Here is a 21,296-nt window from a genome sequence, read left to right as displayed (position 1 = left end):
CTCATGCGGGTTCGCACGAGGTTTCGGTCCGGATCCGCAAGCTCGCGGCCATCCGGCGAACCGCCTCGGTGATGATCTCCGGCGAGGTGGCGAGGTTCAGCCGCACGAAGCCGTTGCCGCCCGTGCCGAACGTGGTGCCGCAGTTGACCGCCACCCTGCCGTGGTCCAGGAAGGTCTTGGCGGGACGGTCGCCGAGGCCCAGCTCGCGGCAGTCCAGCCAGGCGAGGTAGGTGCCGGGTGCCGGTCGGTAGCGGACCGCGGGCAGTTGCTCGGCCAGCAGGTCTCGCAGGAGTCGCCGGTTCTCGTCGAGGGCGTCGAGGAGCGCGTCCAGCCAGTCGCCGGCGTGGTTGAACGCCGCGGTGTGGGCGAGGACGCCGACATGGCTGGGGCCGTGGCTCACCTCCTCCGGGAGCCGCGCGAGGTCGTCCGCCGCGTCCGGCCCGGCGACCGCGAGCGCGGCCTTGAGCCCGGCCAGGTTCCAGGCCTTCGACGCCGACATCAACGACAGCCCGTCGTCCGCAACACTCAGGTACGGCACGAACTTCGCGGTCGTGACCGGCGCGTGGATCTCGTCGGCGACCACGCGGATGCCGTGCCTGCGAGCCAGGTCCCTGACCGCGGTGAGCTCGGCTTCGGTGTGGACGGTGCCGGTCGGGTTGTGCGGGTTGCACAGCAGGTGGACCGCACCCTTGCCGGCTTTGACGAACGCGCTTTCGAGCGCCTCGAAGTCGATCCGGAAGCTCTCGCCGAGCGGTGCCTCGACGACGGTCCGGCCCAGCGACTCGATGAACTGGTAGAAGGGCGGGTACACCGGGCAGTTGACGACGACGGGCGCGTCCCGGTGCGAGACCAGCCGGAACATCTCGACGACGCCGAGCATCACGTCCGGCACGATCGCGGTCCGCTCGACGGCCGGCGCCCAGTCCCACCGCTTCTTCGCGAACTCGGCCAGCGCCTCGGCGTAGGCGGTGCCCGCGGGGTAGCCGGTGTCGCCTCGTCCAACCGCCTCGGTGATCGCCCGCGCGACCGGTTCCGCGAGGTGGACGTCCATCTCGGCGACCCACACCGGCAGCACGTCCTCGGGGTAGTACCGCCACTTCATGCTCGTGCGTTGCCTCAGCTGGTCCAGGGTGAGCTGACGTAACGGGTTCATAGGGCAAACCTAAGCTCGTTCGTGGAGGAAGTGTTTGCGATTCTTTGCTGCATGGATGCCCTGGATCGCAAGATTCTTGCTCACGTGCAGGCCGACGGCCGCCTGACCATCACCGAGCTCGCCGACCGCGTGCAGCTGAGCGTCTCCCGCGTGCAGCGCCGCCTGCGTGAGCTCGAACGAGCAGGCGTGATCCGCGGCTACCGAGCCGTGGTGGACGCGGCCGCGATCGGCTTCGGCTTCGAGGCGCTGGTGTTCGCCAAGCTGCGGATCGAGTCGATGGACGACTTCGACCGCGCGCTGGTGGACGTGCCGAACGTGGTGGAGGCGCAACGGTTGTTCGGCAGCCCCGACTACCTGCTGCGGGTGGTCACCGCGGATCTCGCGTCGTACCAGCGGCTGTACGAGGAGACGCTGGCCAAGCTGCCAGGGGTGCGAGGGCTGACGTCGACGATCGTGATGAAGCAGGTGATCGAGCCGCGCCCGTTGCCGGCCCACCCGTGACGAGGGGGGAAGCGGGGAATGCCCGCGGGCGTTGTGCTGTTGCATGAGCCTGCGCTTCTCACTGATGGGTCCGGTACGAGCCTGGCGAAACGACGAGGAGATCGAACTGGGGCCGCGCCAGCAGCGCGCGGTGCTGGCGGCGTTGCTGCTGAACAACGGCATCCGGCTGAGCAACGACCAGCTGATCGGCATGGTCTGGGACGACCCGACGCCGAGCGCGGTCATGGCGTTGCGGACGTACACCTACAAGATCCGCAAGCTGCTGCCCGAGCTGGACCTCAAGTCCAAGAACGGCGGCTACACCCTCACGGCCGAGATCATCGACGACTGCCGAGGCGAGCCGCTCGAAGGCCTCAGCAGCACCTATTTCGAGGCACAACGCACGCGGCTGGCCCAGCACCGGCTCAAGTCCCGCGAGGACTGGCTCGAACGCGAGCTCGACATCCTCGAACTGCAGAAGCACGTCGCTCTCTTCCCGCTGCGTGAACGCCCGCGCGCTCTGCTGATGCGCGCCCTCTACCGCGAGGGCAGGCAGGCCGAGGCGCTCGACGAATACCACCAGGCGCGCGCACTCCTCAACGAGGAGCTCGGCCTGGAACCCGGACCCGAGCTGCGCAAGGTCCACGCCCAGATCCTCAAGGGCGACCTGCACCTCGAACGCCGTCCGGAGCAGCTGCCGCCGAGCCTGCCCGACTTCACCGGCCGCACCGCCGAGATCGCGCTGGCACTCCGCACGTTGCCGAAAACCGTTGGCATCACCGGGATGCACGGGAGCGGCAAGACGGCGCTCGCCACCCAGATCGCGCACACCGTCAAGCACCAGTACCCGGACGGTCAGATCTTCGTGCGGTCCAAGGACGTCGCCAACGAGCTGTTGCGCGCGGTCGGCGTGGAGAACCCCAACGGCGACAAAGCCGCGCTGTGGCGGGAAAAGGCGCGCGGCAAGCGGTTCCTGATCGTGGTCGACGACGTGCAGGACCCGGCGCAGGTCGCGGACCTCCACACGTCCGGCAGCGCCATGATCCTCACGAGCCTGCGCCGGTGGAACGAGCTGCCCGGCGTCACCTGGGTGACGCTCGCCGGCCTGACCGAGACCGAGGCGCGGGAGTTCCTGCGCGAGGTGCTCGACGCGGCGCGGATCGAGGCCGAGCCCGACGAGGCGGAGGAGGTGCTGGACCGCGTGTCCCGCATGCCGAACCCGATCCGGGTGCTCGGCGGCAAGCTCACCGGCCGCCCGCACTGGACGATGGGGATGCTGCTGGCCCAGATGGACCGGGAGACTCGGCTCGGCAGCACCATCCCGTCCGACTGCCAGGCCGTGCTGGCGCCGATGATCAAGGCGGAGGAGCGGCTCGGCGAGGCGGAGCGGCACCTGCTCGAGTGCTTCTCCAGGCGACGGGCCGACGTGATCGACGTGTGCGAGGCGGCGGAGATGGCGGGCGTCGAGCCTGGCGCGATCGAGTACGTGCTGGAGTCGCTGGCCGATGTGCACCTGATCGAACCGATGGTGCTCGGCCGCTACCGGCTGCCGCGGTTCGTGCGGCTGTACTTCGGGTGGCGCTCACCGGTTCTGACCAGCTGATTCATCAGGAATTTATGGCCTGACGATCTGACCCGGCCACGTTCGTAGACATGTCAACCAAGGAACTCGCAGGCAAGAAGGCACTCGTCACCGGCGCCACGTCGGGCATCGGCCGCGCGATCGCGGTCAAGCTCGCGGAGGCGGGTGCCACCGTCTACTTCACGGGGCGCAGGGCCGAGCTCGGCAAGGAGACCGTCGAGCTGATCGAGCAGGCCGGCGGTACCGGACACTTCATCGTCTCGGACATCGCGAGCGTCGAGGACGTCCGCACGCTGGCGCAGGAGGTCGGCGAGGTCGACGTGCTCGTCAACAACGCGGGCATCTTCCCGTTCTCGCCGACTCCCGAGCAGTCGCTCGACGGCTACCAGCAGGTGTTCGACGTCAACGTCCGCGGCACCTACTTCCTCACCGCGGCCCTCGCGCCGGCGATGGTCGCTCGCGGCAGCGGCTCGATCGTCAACGTCTCCTCGATCGCGGCCGTGATCGGCACCCCGATCGGTTCCGTCTACAACGCCTCCAAGGCCGCGATGGACGCGCTGACCAGGTCGTGGGCCGTCGAGTTCGGCCCGGCGGGCGTCCGGGTCAACTCCGTGGCTCCCGGTCCGATCGCCACCGACGCCGCCGTGCAGGGCGCCGGTGAGATGTTCGAGGCGATCACGGCGCTGACGGCCCTGAAGCGCGTCGGCCAGCCCGAGGAGATCGCGGAGGCGGTGGTGTTCCTGGCCTCCGACCGCTCCAGCTACGTCACCGGCTCGGTCATCACGGCCGACGGCGGTTACGTGGCGAGCTGAGCCAGCAGCGCGGTGATCGACGAGGGCGACTCGACGTGCACGTTGTGGCCCGCGCCGGGGAACTCGACCGGCTCGGGCACCAGCTCCTTCAGGTGCTCCTGGGGGCTCATCGGGTCGTTCTCGCCCGCCGCCAGCACGACCTCGGCCTCCGCGGCCATGATCAGGCCCGGCATGTCCGGCCTGCCCACGCCGAAAGCCTTCACGTCCAGCGATGGCGTCCATCCGCCGTCCACTTCGGACACTCCGTGGTCCAGTTTCACGCCCGCCATCTTCGAGGCTCGCGCGACAGCTTCTTCCTTGGTGGCGAAGACTTTGCCGGGCTTCGCGGCGAGTGTCGCGGCCTTCTCCAGTTCCTCGTCGCTCCACTGGACCTTGATGCCGACCCCGATGCAGGTCGTGACCTTCACACCGAACCAGCCGCTCGCCAGCGCTAGTCCCACGACACCGCCGAGCGAGTGCCCGATGACCGTGACGGGTTCGCGCGGGATCACGTCGGCCACGGCTGCCGCGAGCGAGCCGAACGAGTAGCGCTCGATCTTGGGGGAGCGTCCGTGACCGGGCAGGTCAGGCACGAGCCAGCTGCCCTGCCACTCGCTGACGACGTCGTGCCACACCTCGCCGGTCGCGCCCAGGCCGTGCAGCAGCACCAGCAGTGGCCCGTTCCCACCTCGTTCGACATGGAGCACGTCAGAATCCTGTTCTATGCGTACCGATGCCGAGCTGATCGTCGACCCGGACACGTATACCTCGGGTGTCCCTCACGACGCACTCACCCGGCTGCGCGAAAAGAACGTCGTGCGCATCGGCGACTTCTGGGCTGTCTTCCGCCACGCCGACGTCCGGACGGTGCTTCGTTCGCCTCACACCTTCTCATCGCACCGCGGCGCCACGCAGATCCGCGACCCCGCGCCCGTGGACCTGGCGTACGTCCAGCGCATGATGCTCAACCAGGACCCGCCTGAGCACTCCCGGCTCCGACGCATGCTGACCAGCGCATTCACCCCACGCGCGGTGGCTCGCCTCGAAGACGGCATCCGCGCGAACGCCCGCGAGATCATCGCCAACCCGTCCGGCGACTTCGCCCACGACGTGGCCGATCTGCCGTTGCTGACGCTGGCCGACGTCTTCGGCGTGCCCCGGCAGGACCGCGCGTTGCTCTACGACTGGAGCAACCGCGTGATCGGCTTTCAGGACGCGGAGTACGCGCTGTCGTCCAGCGACACCGCCGGCATGACCGAGATGGCTCTGCAGGCCTTGGAGCTGCGTCCTTCCGATGGTCGCGACCCGCGCGCACGCGACGGCATGCCCGATCTCTACGCCTATGCGCACGCGCTGGGCGAGTACAAGCGGAAGCACCCGACCGACGACGTCGTCAGCAACCTCATGCGGGAGGACATCACGGTCGAGGAGTTCGAGAACCTCTTCTGGCTGTTCTCCGTGGCGGGCAACGAAACCCTGCGCAACGGCATCCCCGGCGGCATGATCGCGCTGCTCGAACACCCCGGCCAGTACGAGCGGCTGCGGGCCGACCGGACGCTGCTCGGCACGGCCGTCGAGGAGATGCTGCGGTGGTGGACGCCGGTGATGCACTTCCGCCGCACGGCCGTCCAGGACACCGAGCTGGGCGGGCAGAAGATCAAGGCGGGGGACAAGGTCGTCGTCTGGTTCTCCTCGGCCAACCGCGATGAGAGAGCTTTCACAGAACCGAGCAAGTTCGACGTCGGCCGGCGCGAGGCCGATCACCTCAGCTTCGGGCACGGTCCGCACTTCTGTCTCGGTGCGCAGCTGGCCAGGACCCAGATGCGCGCGATTTTCGAGGCAGTGCTGGACCTTTCTGGCACGATTCAGTTGGATGGCAGCGTCGACAGGCTGCGGTCGAACTTCCAAAACGGCGTCAAGCACCTGCCTGTCAGAGTGCCCAAGTAGGCTCGTCGCGAGACGAGACGCAGGAGAAACAGGGAGCGCAAGTGGCGGTCATCGAGCAGGTCGGAGCACGCGAGATCCTCGACTCGCGAGGCAACCCCACCGTCGAGGTCGAGGTGGCGCTGGACGACGGCACGCTGGAGCGCGCGGCCGTTCCGTCGGGTGCCTCGACCGGTGAGCACGAGGCGGTGGAGCTGCGCGACGGCGACGCCAAGCGGTACCTGGGCAAGGGTGTCGAGCGCGCGGTCACCGCGGTGCTCGACGAGATCGGGCCCGAGCTGGTCGGCATCGAGGCCGTCGAGCAGCGCGTCGTCGACCAGAAGCTCGTCGACCTGGACGGCACGCCGGACAAGTCGCGCCTGGGCGCCAACGCGATCCTCGGTGTGTCGCTGGCCGTCGCGAAGGCCGCGGCGACCTCGTCCGGCCTGGAGCTGTTCCGCTACATCGGCGGCCCGAACGCGCACGTGCTGCCCGTGCCGATGCTGAACATCCTCAACGGTGGCGCGCACGCCGACACCGACGTGGACATCCAGGAGTTCATGATCGCGCCGATCGGCGCGGAGACGTTCCGCGAGGGTCTGCGCTGGGGCGCCGAGGTCTACCACTCGCTGAAGTCCGTGCTGAAGAGCAAGGGCCTCGCGACCGGCCTGGGCGACGAGGGTGGCTTCGCGCCGTCCCTGTCCAGCAACCGCGACGCGCTCGACCTGATCCTCGAAGCGATCGAGAAGGCGGGCTACCGCGCCGGCCGCGACATCGCGCTCGCGCTGGACGTGGCCGCCACCGAGTTCTTCGGCGACGGTGCCTACACGTTCGAGAAGTCGAAGCGATCGGCCGAGCAGATGATCGGCTACTACTCCGAGCTGGTCCGCGACTACCCGCTGGTGTCCATCGAGGACCCGCTGTCCGAGGACGACTGGGACGGCTGGGTGCAGATGACCGCCGAGCTGGGCGAGAAGGTCCAGATCGTCGGCGACGACCTGTTCGTCACCAACCCGGAGCGGCTGGAGGAGGGCATCTCCCGTCGCGCCGCCAACGCGCTGCTGGTGAAGGTCAACCAGATCGGCACCCTCAGCGAAACCCTCGACGCGGTCTCGCTGGCCACGTCGTACGGCTACAAGTCGATGATGTCGCACCGCTCGGGCGAGACCGAGGACACGACCATCGCCGACCTCGCGGTCGCGACCGGTGCCGGCCAGATCAAGACCGGTGCCCCGGCGCGTGGTGAGCGCACCGCGAAGTACAACCAGCTCCTGCGCATCGAGGAGTCCCTCGGTGACGCGGCGCGCTACGCGGGTGAGCTCGCGTTCCCGCGCTACACGCCGGAGAGCTGAGAAGCTTCAGGTATGGCCGAGCGCGCGCGTCGTCCCCGCCGCCCCCGCGAAGAGCGGGAGGCGCGGCCCGCGCGCGTGCGCAAGCCGCCCCGCCCGAAGGCGCCGTCGCGTCGTAGCGACGGCACGGGCGGCGCGTTCGGCATGACCGGTACGCGGCGGGCCGCGATGTTCGCGATGGTGCTCTGTGCACTGGCGTTGAGCGTCGCGGTCCCGTTGCGGACCTACCTGTCCCAGCGCGACGACCTGCGGGACGTGGGCGCCGAGCAGCAGAAGCTGCGGGAGCAGGTGGCTGCGCTGGAGCAACGGAAGGCGCAGTTGAACGACCCGGCGTACGTGGAGATCGAGGCGCGCAAACGGCTGCACTGGGTGCGGCCGGGGGAGACGCCGTACATCGTCCAGCTGCCGGGTGACGAGAAGCGGAACACTGAATCGGAGAGGCCGTCGGGCAAGCCCGCGGCACAAAGGTCTTGGTACGAGGAACTGTGGGAATCGGTGACGCACAAGTAAGTGCTGCTGACCTGGAAACGGTCGCCAAGCAGCTCGGCCGCACGCCGCGCGGGACACGTGCGATCGCCTCGAGGTGCCCCAGCGGGCACCCGAACGTCGTGCAGACCGCCCCGCGGCTGCCCGACGGGACGCCGTTCCCGACGCTCTACTACCTGACCTGCCCGAAGCTGAACTCGCTGGTCAGCACGCTGGAGGGCGGCGGGCTGATGAAGGAGCAGCAGGACCGGCTGGCGGTCGACGAGGAGCTCGCCGCGGCCTACCTGCGCGCGCACGAGGCGTACCTCGCAGAGAGGGACGCCATCGAGTCGTTGGGCACGCAAGTCACCGCGGGCGGCATGCCGAGCAGAGTTAAGTGCCTTCACGTGCACGTCGCTCATGCCCTCGCGAAGGGCCCCGGGGTCAATCCCATGGGGGACGAAGCCCTGGCAATCTTGACCGGGCAGGGACTGTGGCCGGCAGGTGAATGTGCCGCGAGTTAACAGTCAACGGAACCGAACAGACGCTTCACTCCGTCTTGGGTACACCTAGGCTCTGGAGTGGGGCAGGGTGGAACGGGTCAGCGATGGGGGCCGCGCCGTAACTGCCGGGCGGCGCGCCGCGATGACGCACGAGAGGTGAGTATTCGTGGCAATGGCAAAACTGCGTGGTCCGCAGCGGCTGTCCCCGAGGCAAAAGGGGTTCGCCGTCGCCGCGCTCGCCGCCATGCTCGCGCCCACCATGATCGTCGGCACCAAGCTCGTCGACTGGGTCAACCTCTCGAAGCACAACGACATCGCTGTCAGCCTCGGTCCGGCCGACGTCTACGGAGCCCTGCGCTTCGACCCGGCCGCCCTCGGCGCGACCGGCCGCCTGCCGCTCTCCGACGAGCTGAGCGCGGCCCTGCTCGCCGACCTCGAGGACGGCAAGATCGACGACCTCGACAACGACCCCGGCGACACGATCGACGACTTCCCGAGTGACAACGACATCCCCGGCGTCGTCTTCGAGGCCTACCTCCGCGCCGAGGACAAGATGGCCGAGCTCGTCCCGGGCTGCAAGCTCGACTGGGCGCTGCTCGCCGGCATCGGCAAGATCGAGTCCAACCACGCGAACAACGGTCGTGTGAACGCCGTCGGCGACGCCACCCCCAAGATCCTCGGTCCGGTCCTGAACGGCTCCCTCAACGTGAGGGCCGTCCACGACACCGACGGCGGCCGCCTCGACGGCGACAGCGCCTGGGACCGCGCGGTGGGCCCGATGCAGTTCATCCCCAGCACCTGGGCGAGCTTCGGCGCGGACGGCAACGAAGACGGCAACGTCAACCCGAACAACGTCTACGACGCCGCCCTGGGCGCCGGCCGCTACCTCTGCGCGGACGGTGGCGACATGACGAAGCAGACCGACCGCGCCAAGGCGGTCTTCCGCTACAACAACGACACGAAGTACGTCCAGACGGTCCTCAAGTGGGCCCAGGAGTACAGCGAGAACGTCAACGCCCTCCCGTCGCTGCCGGACAACGGCAACAACGTGCAGAACCCGCAGCCGGGCAACAACAACCCGGGCAACAACAATCCCGGCAACAACAACCCGGGCAACAACAACCCGGGCGGCACGACGACCACCACGACGACGACCACTACGCCGCCGAACTGCTCGACGACGACCACCTCGACGTCGACCACCACGTCGACCACGGCGCCGACGTCCACCTCGTCCACGTGCCCGACGACCTCCACCACGACGTCGACGACCACGACCACGACGACCACCACGACCACGACGACGACCACCACGACGTCGAAGCAGGCCGACCCGCCGCAGTCGACCGGTGAGACCTCGCAGCAGTCCGTCACGTCGTCGACCGAGAAGTCGTCGACGGGCGCCGGCAGCGCGACGCCGAGCAGCCTGCTCACGAGCACCCCCAGCTAGCCCTCGCCGTAAATCGCGAGGCACCGCCGCTGATCCTTGGCAAGGTGGTCGGTGTGCGACCTGACTACCCGCTGCGGACCGAGCGCCTCGTCCTGCGCCCGTACGAGCCCGCGGACCTCGACGACTTCCACGCCACCCGCTCCCGGCCCGAGGTCTACCGCTACCTCTTCGCCGACCACCTCGAAGACCGCGCGGCGGCCGAGGAGGCGCTCCACCAGAAGATGACCCAGACCGAGCTGACCGAAGAAGGCCAGTGGCTCGTGCTGGCCGCCTACTGGCCGGAGGTGCACAGGGTCGTCGGTGACGTCGTCCTCAAGTGGCTGAGCGAGGAGCACCGCCAGGGCGAGATCGGCTACGTCTTCAACCCCGAGTTCCACGGCAAGGGCCTCGCCCGCGAAGCCGCGCAGCAGATGCTCAAGATCGGGTTCGACGACCTGGGCCTGCACCGGATCACGGCCGTCTGCGACCCGCGCAACGAGCCGAGCTGGCGGCTGATGGAACGCCTCGGCATGCGCAGGGAGGCGCACCACCGCCACAACGAGCTGTACAAGGGCGAGTGGTGCGACGCCTTCATCTACGCGCTGCTGGCGGACGAGCGGGCCTGACTTCCCGATCAACGCTGCCGCTACCTCTTCAGCGGCCCGCCACCCGTGAGGAGACGGCGAAGCGCCTGGCCATGCGCGAGCTGCACCGCGTCCGGGCTGAGTGCGCACTTCAGGAAGGACATGACGGTCAAGGGCGAGTGGGCCGACAGTTACGTCTACGCCATGCTTGCCGCGGAGTGTCAGGCACAGAAGTAGGGGTGATCATGTCGCGGGTTGCGGCCATCGACTGCGGGACCAACTCGATCAGGCTGCTGATCGCCGACGTGACGAAGCGGGACGACGGCACGGCGTGGCTGCGGGACGTGCACCGCGAGATGCAGATCGTCCGGCTCGGGCAGGGCGTCGACGCGACCGGGCGGCTCCACCCCGACGCGATCGAGCGCACCCGGCAGGCCCTGCTCGACTACGCGCGCACGATGCAACGCAAGGGCGTCGAGCGAGCACGCATGGTCGCCACCAGTGCCACGCGCGACGCGAGCAACCAGGACGAGTTCTTCGGCATGACCGAGGAGATCCTCGGCGCGCCCGCCGAGGTGATCACCGGGGACGAAGAAGCACACCTGAGCTATCTCGGCGCGGTCGCCGACCTTGACCCGGAAGAGGGACCCTTCCTCGTCACCGATTTGGGTGGAGGTTCGACCGAGTTCGTCCTCGGCGGCGGCACCGAGGTCGAGGCCGCGCGGTCGATGGACATCGGATGCGTGCGCCTCACCGAGCGGTTCATCAAGTCCGACCCGCCCGCACCCGAGGAAATCGCCGCGGCGGAAGCGTTTGCGCGGGCGCAGATCAAAGAGGCGTTCGAAGTCGTGCCCGTCGAGAAGACGAGGACGTGGATTGGCGTCGCCGGGACCGTCACGACGTTGTCAGCCCTGGTCCAGGGGCTGGAGGTGTACAACAGCGACGTTATTCACCTCAGCCGAATCACACTTGACAATGTAGAAGAAATCACCGACCGTATCCTGTCGATGACTCATGATGAGCGTGCCTCGCTCGGGCCCATGCATCCCGGTCGGGTGGACGTGATCTGCGGTGGAGCCATCGTTCTGCGTGCGATTGCCGAGGAGCTCTCGAATCGCGCGGGTATTCGCACGCTCGTGTGCAGTGAGCACGACATCCTCGACGGCATCGCGTTTTCGCTGGTCTAGCGGAGAATTAAGGTCGACTTGAGGTGATCGTGACGACTTTGTGACCGCTTTCGATGCGCGTACTCCTGGACACCCCGGTTAACGTCCTCTCACGTTTTGGGAGGTGGACGAGACCTCCCGGGGAGGCGTGCGTGCGCAATAACTGCGCCGACGCCGGGGAAAGGCGGGAGAGACTGATGTCGCGATCACGGGTTGCGTGGGTGGCACTGCCAGCCGCGCTGGCCATGACGCTCAGCGCGTGCGGCGGCGGTGGGGGTGGCTCCACTGCGGCCGGCAAGGACAACCCGGACGGCACGGTGTCCATCTACGGCACCGAGCCCAAGAGCACGTTGTTCCCGGCCAACACGACCGAGGCCGGCGGTGGCAAGGTCACCGACTCGCTGTTCTCGCGGCTGGTCGGTTACAAGGCCGAGGACGGCGCCCCCTACAACTTGATGGCCGAGTCGATCACGTCCTCGGACGCGAAGGTCTACGACATCAAGCTCAAGCAGGGCTGGAAGTTCCACGACGGCACCGAGGTCAAGGCGAAGAACTTCGTCGACGCCTGGAACTGGGCCGCGTACGCGCCGAACGCCCAGCAGGCGGCGTCGTTCTTCTCCCCGATCCAGGGCTTCGCGGACGTGCACCCCGAGGACGAGAAGGCCACGCCGGCCAAGGACAAGATGTCCGGTCTCGAGCTCGTCGGCGACTACGAGTTCAAGGTCACGCTGAACGGCCCGACCTCGGTCTTCACCACGATGATCGGCTACACGCCGTTCTCGCCGATGGCGGACTCGTTCTTCAAGGACCCGAAGGCCGCCGAGGCCAAGCCGATCGGCAACGGCCCGCTCAAGTTCGTCTCCCGCACGCCGAACGCGCTCATCAAGATGGAGCGCTTCGACGACTACAAGGGCGAGGACAAGGTCCACTTCAAGACCCTGGACTACAAGATCTACTCCTCCCAGGAGACCGCGTACCAGGACCTGGTCGCGGGCAAGCTGGACTTCATGGAGGCCCTGCCGCCGTCGGCCAAGGTCGGCGAGAAGTACAAGGCGGACCTGGGTGACGCGGTCGTGACCGCGAACCTCCTTGGCCAGAGCGCGATCGCGTTCCCGCAGTACATCCCGGCGTTCCAGAACGTCAAGCTGCGCCAGGCCGTCTCGATGGCCATCAACCGGGAGCAGATCACGAAGACCGTGCTGGCCGGCTCGTACGTGCCGTCCACCAGCTTCGTCTCGCCCGGCATCAAGGGCTACCGCGCGGACACCTGCGGCGAGTACTGCAAGTACAACCCGGAGAAGGCGAAGGCGCTCTTCAAGGAGTCGGGCTTCACCGGCAAGCTGACCATCCAGTCCAACCAGGACGGTGGCCGCAAGGAGCCGCTCGAGGCGGCGTGCAACAGCATCAAGCAGACGCTCGGTGTTGACTGCGAGTTCGTCGGTGCCACCAACTTCGGTGCGTTCCGCCAGATCGTCGACGGCAAGCAGCTGACCGGCATGAGCCGTTCGGACTGGTCGGCCGACTACCCGTCGATCGAGAACTTCCTCAACCCGCTGTACCGCACCGGTGGTTCGTCGAACGACTCGAACTACTCGAAGCCCGAGGTCGACGCGCTCCTGAAGAAGGCCGACGAGACGGCCAACGAGGACGAGGCGATCAAGCTGTACCAGCAGGCGGAGGACATCATCGCCAAGGACCTGCCCTCCATGCCGACCTGGAACGAGAAGGGCATCGGCGGTCGCTCGAAGAACCTGCTCGAGGCCAAGATGTCGTTCAAGCGCCAGGGCGTTCTGGAGTCGTTCCGAGTCAAGGCCTGATTGCCGAACACCTGAGTTCTGAGTAAAACCCTTCCGGCCCCGCGTCCGTCGAACGTTACGGGCGCGGGGCCGGAGCGGTGTTCAGGCTCGGGGCGCCCCCCACCACGCAAGGAGCCGACCTCATGGGTCGCTATGTGCTGCGCCGTCTGCTGCAGCTGATACCGGTCTTCCTCGGGACCACTTTTCTGATCTACGCCCTGGTCTGGGCGATCCCCCAGGATCCCTTCGCGGGCAAGTGCGGCCAGCGGCCGTGCGATCCGGCCTACATCGCGGAGATGAGCCAAAAGCTCAACCTCAACGACCCGTTGCTGGTCCAGTACTTCAAGTACCTCGGCAACCTCCTCGTCGGCGACTTCGGCACCACCTTCAACGGCGTGTCCGTCGGCGAGCAGATCGGCACGTCGTGGCCGATCACCCTCAAGATGGGCATCATCGCCCTCATCATCGAGGCGATCATCGGCATCACCGCCGGCATCCTCACCGGCCTGCGCAAGCAGGGCTTCCTGGACAACCTGGTCCTGGTCTCGACCCTGTTCCTGATCTCGCTGCCGGTCTTCGTCACCGGCTTCGTGCTGCGGCTCTACCTCGGCCCGCAGGGCTTCGACATCATGGACACCTCGGTCAGCTCCGATCCGACGATCGGCGAGCTGATATTGCCCGGCTTCGTGCTCGGCAGTCTCTCGATGGCTTATGTGGCCAGGTTGACCCGTTCGAGCATCGTCGAGAACCGGCGCGCCGACTACGTGCGCACGGCGATCGCGAAGGGCCAGCCGCAGACCCGCGTCGTCGGCATCCACCTGCTGCGCAACTCGCTGATCCCGGTGATCACGTTCCTCGGCACCGACCTCGGCAGCCTCATGGGTGGCGCGATCGTCACCGAGGGCGTCTTCAACATCAACGGCATCGGCGGCCTGATCTTCCGCGGCATCCAGGAGAAGGAAGGCATCATGGTCACGGGCATCGTGACCCTGCTGGTGCTGGTCTACCTGCTGGCGAGCCTGCTCGTCGACCTCCTGTACGCCGTTCTCGACCCGAGGATTCGCTATGAGTGACCCAGGATCCGTGTCCGGCGGTTCCGGACTCGAAGCGGCCGCGGCGGCCGGTGTCGACCAGCTCAGCCACGTCGACGACTCGTCGCAGAAGCAGAAGAAGCCGCGTTCGCTCTGGAGCGACGCGTGGGGTGAGCTGCGCACGAAGCCCACGTTCATCATCTCGCTGGTGATCATCGCGGTCATCGTGCTGATGGCGATCTGGCCGACGCTGTTCACGTCGGTCGACCCCCGGCACGCGGATCTCGACAAGTCGCTGCAGGGGCCGTCCGGCGACGCGTGGTTCGGCTACGACCTGCAGGGCTACGACGTCTACGCCCGCGCGATGCACGGCGCCCGCGCGTCGCTGCTGGTGGGCATCTTCGCCACGCTGCTGACCGTGCTGATCGGCTCGATCGTCGGCATCATCGCGGGCTACGCGAAGACGTGGATCGACAGCCTGCTGTCCCGGTTCGCGGACATCTTCGCCGGCATCCCGTTCGTGCTCGGCGCGATCGTCATCCTGACGACGCTCAACGCGCCTTCGGAGAACCCCGGCGTCATCCGGATCGTCACGCAGGTGGTGCTCTCGATCGCGGTGCTGTCGTGGCCGGTCGCGATGCGCATCATGCGTTCCGCGACGCTGGTGGCGAAGCAGCAGGACTACGTGAAGGCCGCTCGCGGTCTCGGCGCCTCGCCGCTGCGGATCGTGTTCCGGCACCTGCTGCCGAACACCGTGGCCCCCGTGCTGGTGTACGCGACGATCGCCCTGGGCGCCTTCATCGGGGCCGAGGCGACGCTCGCGTTCCTCGGCATCGGCCTGCGCCCGCCGGTCGTGTCGTGGGGCGTGATGATCTCGGAGTCGCGCGACTACTTCCAGTCGGCACCGCACATGCTGCTGTTCCCCGCCGGCTTCGTCACCGTCACCGTGCTGGCCTTCGTCATGCTCGGCGACGCCGTGCGCGACGCCCTCGACCCCAAGTCCCGATAGGGGAATCCTGTGACTCAGCCATTGCTGGAGGTCGAGGATCTCCACGTGGAATTCCGCACCCGCGACGGTGTCGCGAAGGTGCTCAACGGCGTCTCGTACCACGTCTCGGCGGGGGAAACCCTCGCCGTGCTGGGAGAGTCCGGCTCCGGCAAGTCCGTGACCGCGCAGACGATCATGGGCATCCTGGACATGCCGCCGGCGTTCATCACCAAGGGCACCATCAAGTTCCGCGGTGAGGACCTGCTGAAGCAGTCCGCGGAGGAGCGGCGCCAGATCCGCGGCGAGGGCATCGCCATGATCTTCCAGGACGCTCTCTCGGCGCTGAACCCCGTGTTCACCGTCGGGTTCCAGATCGAGGAGCAGCTGAAGGTCCGCCGCGGGATGTCCAAAGCGGACGCTCGCAAGCGCGCCGTCGAGCTCCTGGACCAGGTGAAGATCCCGAACGCCAAGGGCCGGATCTCCGACTACCCGCACCAGTTTTCCGGCGGTATGCGGCAGCGCGCGATGATCGCGATGTCGCTGGCTCTGGACCCAGAGCTGCTGATCGCGGACGAGCCCACGACCGCGCTGGACGTCACCGTGCAGGCCCAGATCATGGACCTGCTGGCGGAGATCCAGAAGGAACGCGAGATGGGCATGATCCTGATCACCCACGACCTCGGCGTGGTCGCCGACGTCGCGGACCGGATCTCGGTCATGTACGCGGGCCGCATCGTCGAGCACGCCGACGTGTACGAGCTGTTCCGCGCGCCGGGGCACCCGTACACCGAGTCGCTGCTGGAGTCGTTGCCGCGCCTGGACCTCAAGGGCCAGGAGCTCAAGACGATCAAGGGTCTGCCGCCGTCGCTGACCAACATCCCGCCCGGCTGCCCGTTCAACCCGCGCTGCCCGCGCGCGTTCGACCGGTGCGTCTCCGAGGTGCCGGCCGTGCACAACCTCGGCATGGGCCGCACCAGCCGGTGCCACATCGCGGAGGAGGTCGTCGCTCGTGGCTGAGCCGATTCTTGAGGTCGATGGCCTCGTCAAGCACTTCCCGGTCCGGGTCGGCGTGCTGTTCAAGCGCACCGTGGGCCACGTCAAGGCCGTCGACGGCGTCTCGTTCACGCTGAACAAGGGCGAGACCCTCGGTGTCGTGGGTGAGTCCGGTTGCGGCAAGTCCACGCTGGCCCAGGTGCTGATGCGCCTGGAGCAGCCGACGGCGGGCTCGGCCAAGTTCGAGGGCCGCGACATCTTCGGCATGAAGGGTGCGGAGCTGCGCAGGTTGCGCCGCAACATCCAGATCGTGCTGCAGGACCCGTACACGTCGCTGAACCCGCGCATGACGGTCGGCGACATCGTCGGTGAGCCCTACGAGATCCACACCGAGGTGGCGCCGAAGGGCGACCGCCGCCGGAAGGTCCAGGAGCTCCTGGAGATCGTGGGTCTCAACCCGGAGCACATCAACCGGTACCCGCACCAGTTCTCCGGCGGTCAGCGTCAGCGCATCGGCATCGCGCGTGCGCTGGCGTTGAAGCCCAAGGTGATCGTGTGCGACGAGCCGGTGTCCGCGCTCGACGTGTCGATCCAGGCGCAGGTCATGAACCTGCTGGGCGACCTGCAGGCCGAGATGGGCCTGTCGTACCTGTTCATCGCCCACGACCTGTCGGTGGTCCGCCACCTGTCGAACCGGGTGGCGGTGATGTACCTCGGCAAGATCGTGGAGATCGGCACCGAGGACGACATCTACGAGCGGCCGATGCACCCGTACACGCAGGCACTGCTGTCCGCCGTGCCGGTGCCGGACCCGACCCAGCGCGGCCGGCGCGACGTCATCCGCCTGACGGGTGACGTGCCGTCGCCGATCGACCCGCCGTCGGGCTGCCGGTTCCGCACGCGGTGCTGGAAGGCGCAGGACGTCTGCGCCACCGAGGTGCCGGAGCTGGTGCCGCGCAACGGGGGCCACCCGGCGGCGTGCCACTTCGCCGAGGAGCGCGCGGTCGTCTGATGTTCACCTGAATGAGGGGTCACACCGCTGGTGTGGCCCCTTTTTCGTTGTGCTGGGCGTTCTAGCGTTGACGGTGTGCGGCGACACCCTGCTGGTGGCTTGTCGTCACTCTCTCGGCCCAGTTGGTGACTATCCAAGTAGTCCTGTGCGTCGTTGGTCGCTGCTCTTCCGGCGGTATCCCGGTCACCGTCGCGTGGCTAATTTTCATCGCGTTCTTCCAGCCACCCTCTACTGGGGAGGAAAAGCGATGAAGAGAAAGATGTTCGTCGTCGCGGTCGGTGTGATCGGCGCGTTGGTCGCCACCGCGATGCCTGCGAGTGCTTCTTCGTCCGGTCTTTCCGGAAACCTGCGCAAGGGCGAGTGGGTCAACTACTCCACCGCGCGGACCATCACCGTCGGCGGCACCAACATCTACGTCAACAAGACGGACGGTCCGGAGATCGGCGTGAAGTGGCGCCGCTGTTCAGGTGGCGCCGAAGGCTCCGAGGTGCGCCTGCAGAACGCCGACCCGACGCCGCGCGTCCGCATCGGCTCGAACTTCCGCGCGAGCACCGTTTTCTGCCTTTCCGCGAAGTCGTACGGCAGCAACTCGACGGACACGTGGAACGGCAACGTCTGGTGGAACGTGAACTAATGCGTTTCGTCTGCCTGCTCTTGTTGTTCGTGGCCGGGTGCGGTGCCGCGCCTGCAGCGCCCGCTTCTCCAGTCGGATATCCGGATGAGGTTCGTTCGCTTTATTCGACGATGAAGTGGCCCGCGGACGTCCGGCCCGATCTGGAGGCGCTGATCAAAGCGACCACGCCGCCAGCCGGTGAGCAGGGCTTCGCGCGCCAGGCGCTGGCAGTCGTGAACACGTGCGCCTGGTACCGCTCGTGGGACGCCGCGGTCAGCCGTGGCGACTCGGCAGCGGCGGGGTCGGCGCTCGACGCGATCACGAACCTCGTGACGCGTTATCCGCCGGAGGACGACAAGCCAGGCCGCCAGTTCGTGCGGGACGCGGCAGCTCGCGCCGCGGCCGGCGACCCGGCACCCGTTCGCGACTACGTGGACGCGAACTGCTTCGACACCAAGTGGGCCTAGGGCTTCACAAGGCGCGTGATCGTCACCCCCGGGGCGATCATGTCCTGGCCCGTCTCGACGAACCCCCGCTTCCGGTACAGCCGGAGCGCGGGTTCGTTCTTGGTGCCGGTGCTGACGGTCTGCGGCCCGTCCGGCAGCGCGTCGAGCAGCTTCGACGCGATGCCACGACGATGTGCTCGCGGGTGCACGACCAGCCGACAGATGTCCACAGTGGACCCGTCGAGCAGGTACGAGACCGCGCCGGTGAGACCTTCCTCGTCGTACAGCCCGAAGAAGGTCTCACCGCACGCCCTGAGGTCTTCGAGCGACTCGTGCAGCGGTGGAATGCCGTCGAAGCCGATGAGCTCGGCCTCGACGGCGTAAGCCAGCCGCTGCACCGTCCACAGCTCGCGCAGGACGGCGTCGTCGGAGAGGTCCAGGATCACGTGTTGGACGAGTTGCGCACGAACGCGGCCAGGTCCTCGGACTGCTGGATCCGGCTGGGCTCGTGCACGTACATCATGTGGCCGGCCGGGTAGTAGGCCGACTCGATGTTCGCGGTGAGCTCCTTCGGGATCTGCAGGTGCGCGATCAGGTGCTCGGCCGCGAAGTACGGCGTGGCGCCGTCGTACCAGCCGAACGCGACGTGGACCTTCAGGTGCGGGTTCGCCCGCATCGCCGCGGAGAGCTTGCCCGCGGTGGTGACGTGGCGGCCCTCGAACTCCTTGTACGACCACTGCTCGATGGCCCGCGAGAGGGTCTCGTACGGCAGGTCGTTGGAGTAGCCGAGCTCGGCGTGCAGGTAGTGGTTGATCGACGCCGCGTACGGGCCGAGGATCGCGTCGATGGACGGGTCGGCGGAGATCTCCTCGCGGCCGTAGTCCTTGTCCCACCCGGTGAAGCGGCCGTCGAGACGCCCGACGGTCTTGCGGTCGCGGCGCAGCAGCTCGGTGAAGAACCGGATGTGCTCGATGCGCAGGTCGACCGCGTCCACATAATCCTCGGACAGGCCGGTGAGCCGCGCGAGCTTCTCGACCGTCGCGGCACGTTCGACCTCGGAGAGCCTGTTGCCGCGGGCGAGCGCGTACGGGTAGTCGCGCGAGGCGAACTCCTCCGCCTCGGCCAGCAGCTCCTTCAACGGCCGGTCGCCGTGCAGGCCGTGGTAGTGCGCGATCGCCGCGTACGTCGGCAGGAAGAGCGTGTAGCCGAGGTCGTGGCCCTCGTTGAACTCCAGCGTCGCGAAGTCCAGCACCGAGGAGATCAGCATGAGCCCGTTGAGGTACATGCCGTACTTCTTCTGCAGGTGCTCGGCCAGACCGGCGGCGCGCAGCGTGCCGTACGACTCGCCGCAGATGAACTTCGGCGACATCCACCGGCCGTTGCGCGAGGTCCACAGCCGGATGATCTCGCCGACGGAGTCGATGTCGGGCTGGTAGCCGTGGTAGCTGCCGGGCTTCTCGCCCTGCGCGGCCCGGGAGAAGCCGGTCGACACCGGGTCGATGAACACGAGGTCGCTCTCGGCGAGCAGGCTCTCCTCGTTGTCCGCGAGGCCGTACGGCGGCGCGGTCAGGTTGCCCACGTCACCGCTGAGCACCCGGCGCGGCCCGAGGACGCCCATGTGCAGCCAGAGGCTCGCGGAGCCGGGCCCGCCGTTGAACGCGAACGTCACGGGGCGCTTCAGCGGATCCGCGCCGTCCAGTGTGTACGCGGTGAGGAACACCTCTGCCTTGGGCTTGTGGCCCTCGAACACACCGTCCTTGAGCACTTCTTCCTTGAGCACGACACGCCCGGCGGTGGCGGTGTAGTTCAGCTCGCGGCCCTTGACGGTGATGCTGTGCTGGGTAGTGACCAGGTCATCAGCGGGAGACTCGGGCTTGGATTCGGTCTTCTCCTCGGACATAGGAGCAACACTACGGAACTCGACGATCGAATAACGGCGTGCCGAGCGTGCCCGCGCCTGGTCGTGTGGCGCGAGTCCGTGGCCGCGGAGAAACGTGCCGCGTTCCGGGACTGGGACTACTGGGGCAAGCCGGTGCCGGGCTTCGGTCCCATGGACGCGTCGCTGCTGATCGTGGGTCTGGCCCCGGCAGCGCACGGCGGAAACCGGACGGGGCGGATGTTCACCGGCGATGCCTCCGGTGACTTCCTCGTCCGCGCTCTCTACGAGGTGGGGCTGGCCTCCCAGCCCCACGCCTGGTCGCGGGACGACGGCATGGAGCTGCGCGGCGTGCGGATGGCCTCACCCGTGCGGTGCGCGCCGCCGGAGAACAAGCCGACACCTGAGGAACGGGACCGGTGCTCGCCGTTCCTGCGCGAGGAGATCGGGCTGATGAAGAACCTGCGGTCCGTCCTGGTGCTCGGCGGGTTCGGGTGGAAGGCGTTCCTGCCGCTGCTGGGACCGGAGCGGCCGAAGTTCGGGCACGGGGTCGAGGTGGAGATGGGCGGGCTGCGGGTGTTCGGGTGCTACCACGTGTCGCCGCACAACACCTACACGGGGAAACTGACCCAGGAGATGCTGCAGGACGTGCTGCGGCGGGCGGTCAGCTGATGGGGAAGCGCAGTCCCGCGCACGTGCTGTGGACCGAGGGGCCGGCGGCGTTCTCGTTCCTGGTCGAGAAGTACGGGTTCAGCGGGCCGCACGTCGTCGAGCCGCACGGACATCAGGACCACGGCGGGCTGCGGTACGAGAAGCCGAACCTGCTCATCTCGATCGGCGTCTGGTCGTGGCACCAGGGGGAACGGGGCATCACGACGAAGGTGCGGATGTACCGGCCGGACGTCGATGCCCACCTGGGCGCCGTCTACGCGATGCTCGGGCTGGGGCCGGAGCGGGACGTGCCGGCCGGCGGCGGAAGCGGGCACGTGGTGCGCAAGCGCATCGGCGAGCACGCGGCGGTGCTGCGCGAGGTGGTGCCGCTGCTCGAGAACCCGGACCTCACGAGCAAGTTGGCCGAAGGATCATCCCGGCACCTCGGATCCGTGCAAGGCTGAT

General features: G+C 67.8%; 23 protein-coding genes. 19 read left to right on the top strand and 4 right to left on the bottom strand.

All coding sequences use genetic code 11. From position 1 onward, the window contains the following. Window position 1 precedes the first annotated feature (1 nt). Window positions 2-1,153, bottom strand: coding sequence for an aminotransferase class I/II-fold pyridoxal phosphate-dependent enzyme (locus ABZX92_RS02655; RefSeq protein WP_355552918.1), 1,152 nt, complete (start codon window positions 1,151-1,153; stop codon window positions 2-4). A gap of 51 nt (window positions 1,154-1,204) precedes the next feature. On the opposite strand from ABZX92_RS02655, the gene ABZX92_RS02650 reads away from it, so the two are divergent. Genes ABZX92_RS02650 through ABZX92_RS02640 form a run of 3 tightly spaced genes read left to right on the top strand, consistent with a single transcriptional unit; the run spans window position 1,205 to window position 4,027 of the window. Further along, entirely contained in the window at window positions 1,205-1,654 is a 450-nt protein-coding gene (locus tag ABZX92_RS02650; RefSeq protein ID WP_355552915.1) for an Lrp/AsnC family transcriptional regulator, read from the top strand. A 43-nt stretch (window positions 1,655-1,697) separates the two neighbouring features. Continuing rightward, complete coding sequence (locus ABZX92_RS02645) at window positions 1,698-3,236, top strand: BTAD domain-containing putative transcriptional regulator (RefSeq protein ID WP_355552913.1); 1,539 nt, start codon at window positions 1,698-1,700, stop codon at window positions 3,234-3,236. Between the two features lie 50 nt (window positions 3,237-3,286). After that, window positions 3,287-4,027 carry an SDR family oxidoreductase gene (locus ABZX92_RS02640; RefSeq protein ID WP_355552910.1) on the top strand — a complete coding sequence of 247 codons (741 nt, stop codon included), beginning with the start codon at window positions 3,287-3,289 and terminating at the stop codon, window positions 4,025-4,027. Here ABZX92_RS02640 and ABZX92_RS02635 read toward each other — a convergent pair. After that, window positions 4,012-4,713: an alpha/beta hydrolase gene (locus ABZX92_RS02635; RefSeq protein WP_355552907.1), complete on the bottom strand. Its 702-nt coding sequence runs from the start codon at window positions 4,711-4,713 to the stop codon at window positions 4,012-4,014. The two genes, ABZX92_RS02640 and ABZX92_RS02635, sit on opposite strands and share 16 nt — an antisense overlap. A 16-nt stretch (window positions 4,714-4,729) precedes the next feature. Between ABZX92_RS02635 and ABZX92_RS02630 the strand changes: the two genes are divergently transcribed. The 14 genes from ABZX92_RS02630 (at window position 4,730) to ABZX92_RS02565 (ending at window position 18,325) form a co-directional block, all read left to right on the top strand. Next, entirely contained in the window at window positions 4,730-5,953 is a 1,224-nt protein-coding gene (locus ABZX92_RS02630) for a cytochrome P450 (RefSeq protein ID WP_355552904.1), read from the top strand. A 41-nt stretch (window positions 5,954-5,994) separates the two neighbouring features. Further along, window positions 5,995-7,281 carry a phosphopyruvate hydratase gene (eno, locus tag ABZX92_RS02625; RefSeq protein WP_355552901.1) on the top strand — a complete coding sequence of 429 codons (1,287 nt, stop codon included), beginning with the start codon at window positions 5,995-5,997 and terminating at the stop codon, window positions 7,279-7,281. A gap of 12 nt (window positions 7,282-7,293) precedes the next feature. Continuing rightward, window positions 7,294-7,788 carry a septum formation initiator family protein gene (locus ABZX92_RS02620; RefSeq protein ID WP_355552898.1) on the top strand — a complete coding sequence of 165 codons (495 nt, stop codon included), beginning with the start codon at window positions 7,294-7,296 and terminating at the stop codon, window positions 7,786-7,788. After that, on the top strand, window positions 7,764-8,267 hold the full coding sequence (locus ABZX92_RS02615) for a DUF501 domain-containing protein (RefSeq protein WP_355552895.1): 504 nt from the start codon (window positions 7,764-7,766) through the stop codon (window positions 8,265-8,267). The genes ABZX92_RS02620 and ABZX92_RS02615 overlap by 25 nt, the downstream gene beginning before the upstream one ends. A gap of 151 nt (window positions 8,268-8,418) precedes the next feature. Further along, window positions 8,419-9,696, top strand: coding sequence for a lytic transglycosylase domain-containing protein (locus ABZX92_RS02610; RefSeq protein WP_355552980.1), 1,278 nt, complete (start codon window positions 8,419-8,421; stop codon window positions 9,694-9,696). Between the two features lie 53 nt (window positions 9,697-9,749). Next, entirely contained in the window at window positions 9,750-10,301 is a 552-nt protein-coding gene (locus ABZX92_RS02605; RefSeq protein WP_355552892.1) for a GNAT family protein, read from the top strand. Between the two features lie 203 nt (window positions 10,302-10,504). After that, complete coding sequence (locus ABZX92_RS02600) at window positions 10,505-11,446, top strand: Ppx/GppA phosphatase family protein (RefSeq protein ID WP_355552977.1); 942 nt, start codon at window positions 10,505-10,507, stop codon at window positions 11,444-11,446. A 176-nt stretch (window positions 11,447-11,622) separates the two neighbouring features. Beyond that, window positions 11,623-13,242 (top strand): ABC transporter substrate-binding protein, encoded by a 1,620-nt coding sequence (locus tag ABZX92_RS02595; protein ID WP_355552889.1) that lies wholly within the window; start codon window positions 11,623-11,625, stop codon window positions 13,240-13,242. A gap of 122 nt (window positions 13,243-13,364) precedes the next feature. Then, window positions 13,365-14,294: an ABC transporter permease gene (locus ABZX92_RS02590; protein WP_355552887.1), complete on the top strand. Its 930-nt coding sequence runs from the start codon at window positions 13,365-13,367 to the stop codon at window positions 14,292-14,294. Further along, window positions 14,287-15,261, top strand: a complete 975-nt coding sequence (locus ABZX92_RS02585) for an ABC transporter permease (RefSeq protein ID WP_355552884.1) — start codon at window positions 14,287-14,289, stop codon at window positions 15,259-15,261. Before ABZX92_RS02590 ends, ABZX92_RS02585 begins: the two co-directional genes overlap by 8 nt. Window positions 15,262-15,270: 9 nt before the next feature. Beyond that, the gene (locus tag ABZX92_RS02580; protein WP_355552881.1) at window positions 15,271-16,257 is read left to right on the top strand and encodes an ABC transporter ATP-binding protein; all 987 of its coding nucleotides are present in this window, start codon (window positions 15,271-15,273) and stop codon (window positions 16,255-16,257) included. Beyond that, complete coding sequence (locus tag ABZX92_RS02575; RefSeq protein WP_355552878.1) at window positions 16,250-17,245, top strand: dipeptide ABC transporter ATP-binding protein; 996 nt, start codon at window positions 16,250-16,252, stop codon at window positions 17,243-17,245. The genes ABZX92_RS02580 and ABZX92_RS02575 overlap by 8 nt, the downstream gene beginning before the upstream one ends. 247 nt (window positions 17,246-17,492) lie before the next feature. Continuing rightward, on the top strand, window positions 17,493-17,879 hold the full coding sequence (locus ABZX92_RS02570; protein ID WP_045311987.1) for a hypothetical protein: 387 nt from the start codon (window positions 17,493-17,495) through the stop codon (window positions 17,877-17,879). A gap of 110 nt (window positions 17,880-17,989) precedes the next feature. After that, the gene (locus tag ABZX92_RS02565; protein WP_355552874.1) at window positions 17,990-18,325 is read left to right on the top strand and encodes a hypothetical protein; all 336 of its coding nucleotides are present in this window, start codon (window positions 17,990-17,992) and stop codon (window positions 18,323-18,325) included. Here ABZX92_RS02565 and ABZX92_RS02560 read toward each other — a convergent pair. Together ABZX92_RS02560 and ABZX92_RS02555 are read right to left on the bottom strand one after the other, a co-directional pair. After that, window positions 18,322-18,750 carry a GNAT family N-acetyltransferase gene (locus ABZX92_RS02560; RefSeq protein ID WP_355552872.1) on the bottom strand — a complete coding sequence of 143 codons (429 nt, stop codon included), beginning with the start codon at window positions 18,748-18,750 and terminating at the stop codon, window positions 18,322-18,324. The genes ABZX92_RS02565 and ABZX92_RS02560 overlap by 4 nt on opposite strands. After that, window positions 18,747-20,204, bottom strand: coding sequence for a peptidase S10 (locus tag ABZX92_RS02555; protein ID WP_355552869.1), 1,458 nt, complete (start codon window positions 20,202-20,204; stop codon window positions 18,747-18,749). Before ABZX92_RS02555 ends, ABZX92_RS02560 begins: the two co-directional genes overlap by 4 nt. Here ABZX92_RS02555 and ABZX92_RS02550 point away from each other — a divergent pair. Next, window positions 20,160-20,852, top strand: coding sequence for a uracil-DNA glycosylase (locus tag ABZX92_RS02550; RefSeq protein ID WP_355552974.1), 693 nt, complete (start codon window positions 20,160-20,162; stop codon window positions 20,850-20,852). The genes ABZX92_RS02555 and ABZX92_RS02550 overlap by 45 nt on opposite strands. Next, the gene (locus tag ABZX92_RS02545; RefSeq protein ID WP_355552866.1) at window positions 20,852-21,295 is read left to right on the top strand and encodes a hypothetical protein; all 444 of its coding nucleotides are present in this window, start codon (window positions 20,852-20,854) and stop codon (window positions 21,293-21,295) included. Before ABZX92_RS02550 ends, ABZX92_RS02545 begins: the two co-directional genes overlap by 1 nt. The last annotated feature ends 1 nt before the right edge of the window (window position 21,296 follow it).

Source organism: Lentzea sp. NPDC006480 (assembly GCF_040611995.1).
Lineage (GTDB): Bacteria > Actinomycetota > Actinomycetes > Mycobacteriales > Pseudonocardiaceae > Lentzea.
This window is presented reverse-complemented; position numbering and strand designations above follow the sequence as displayed.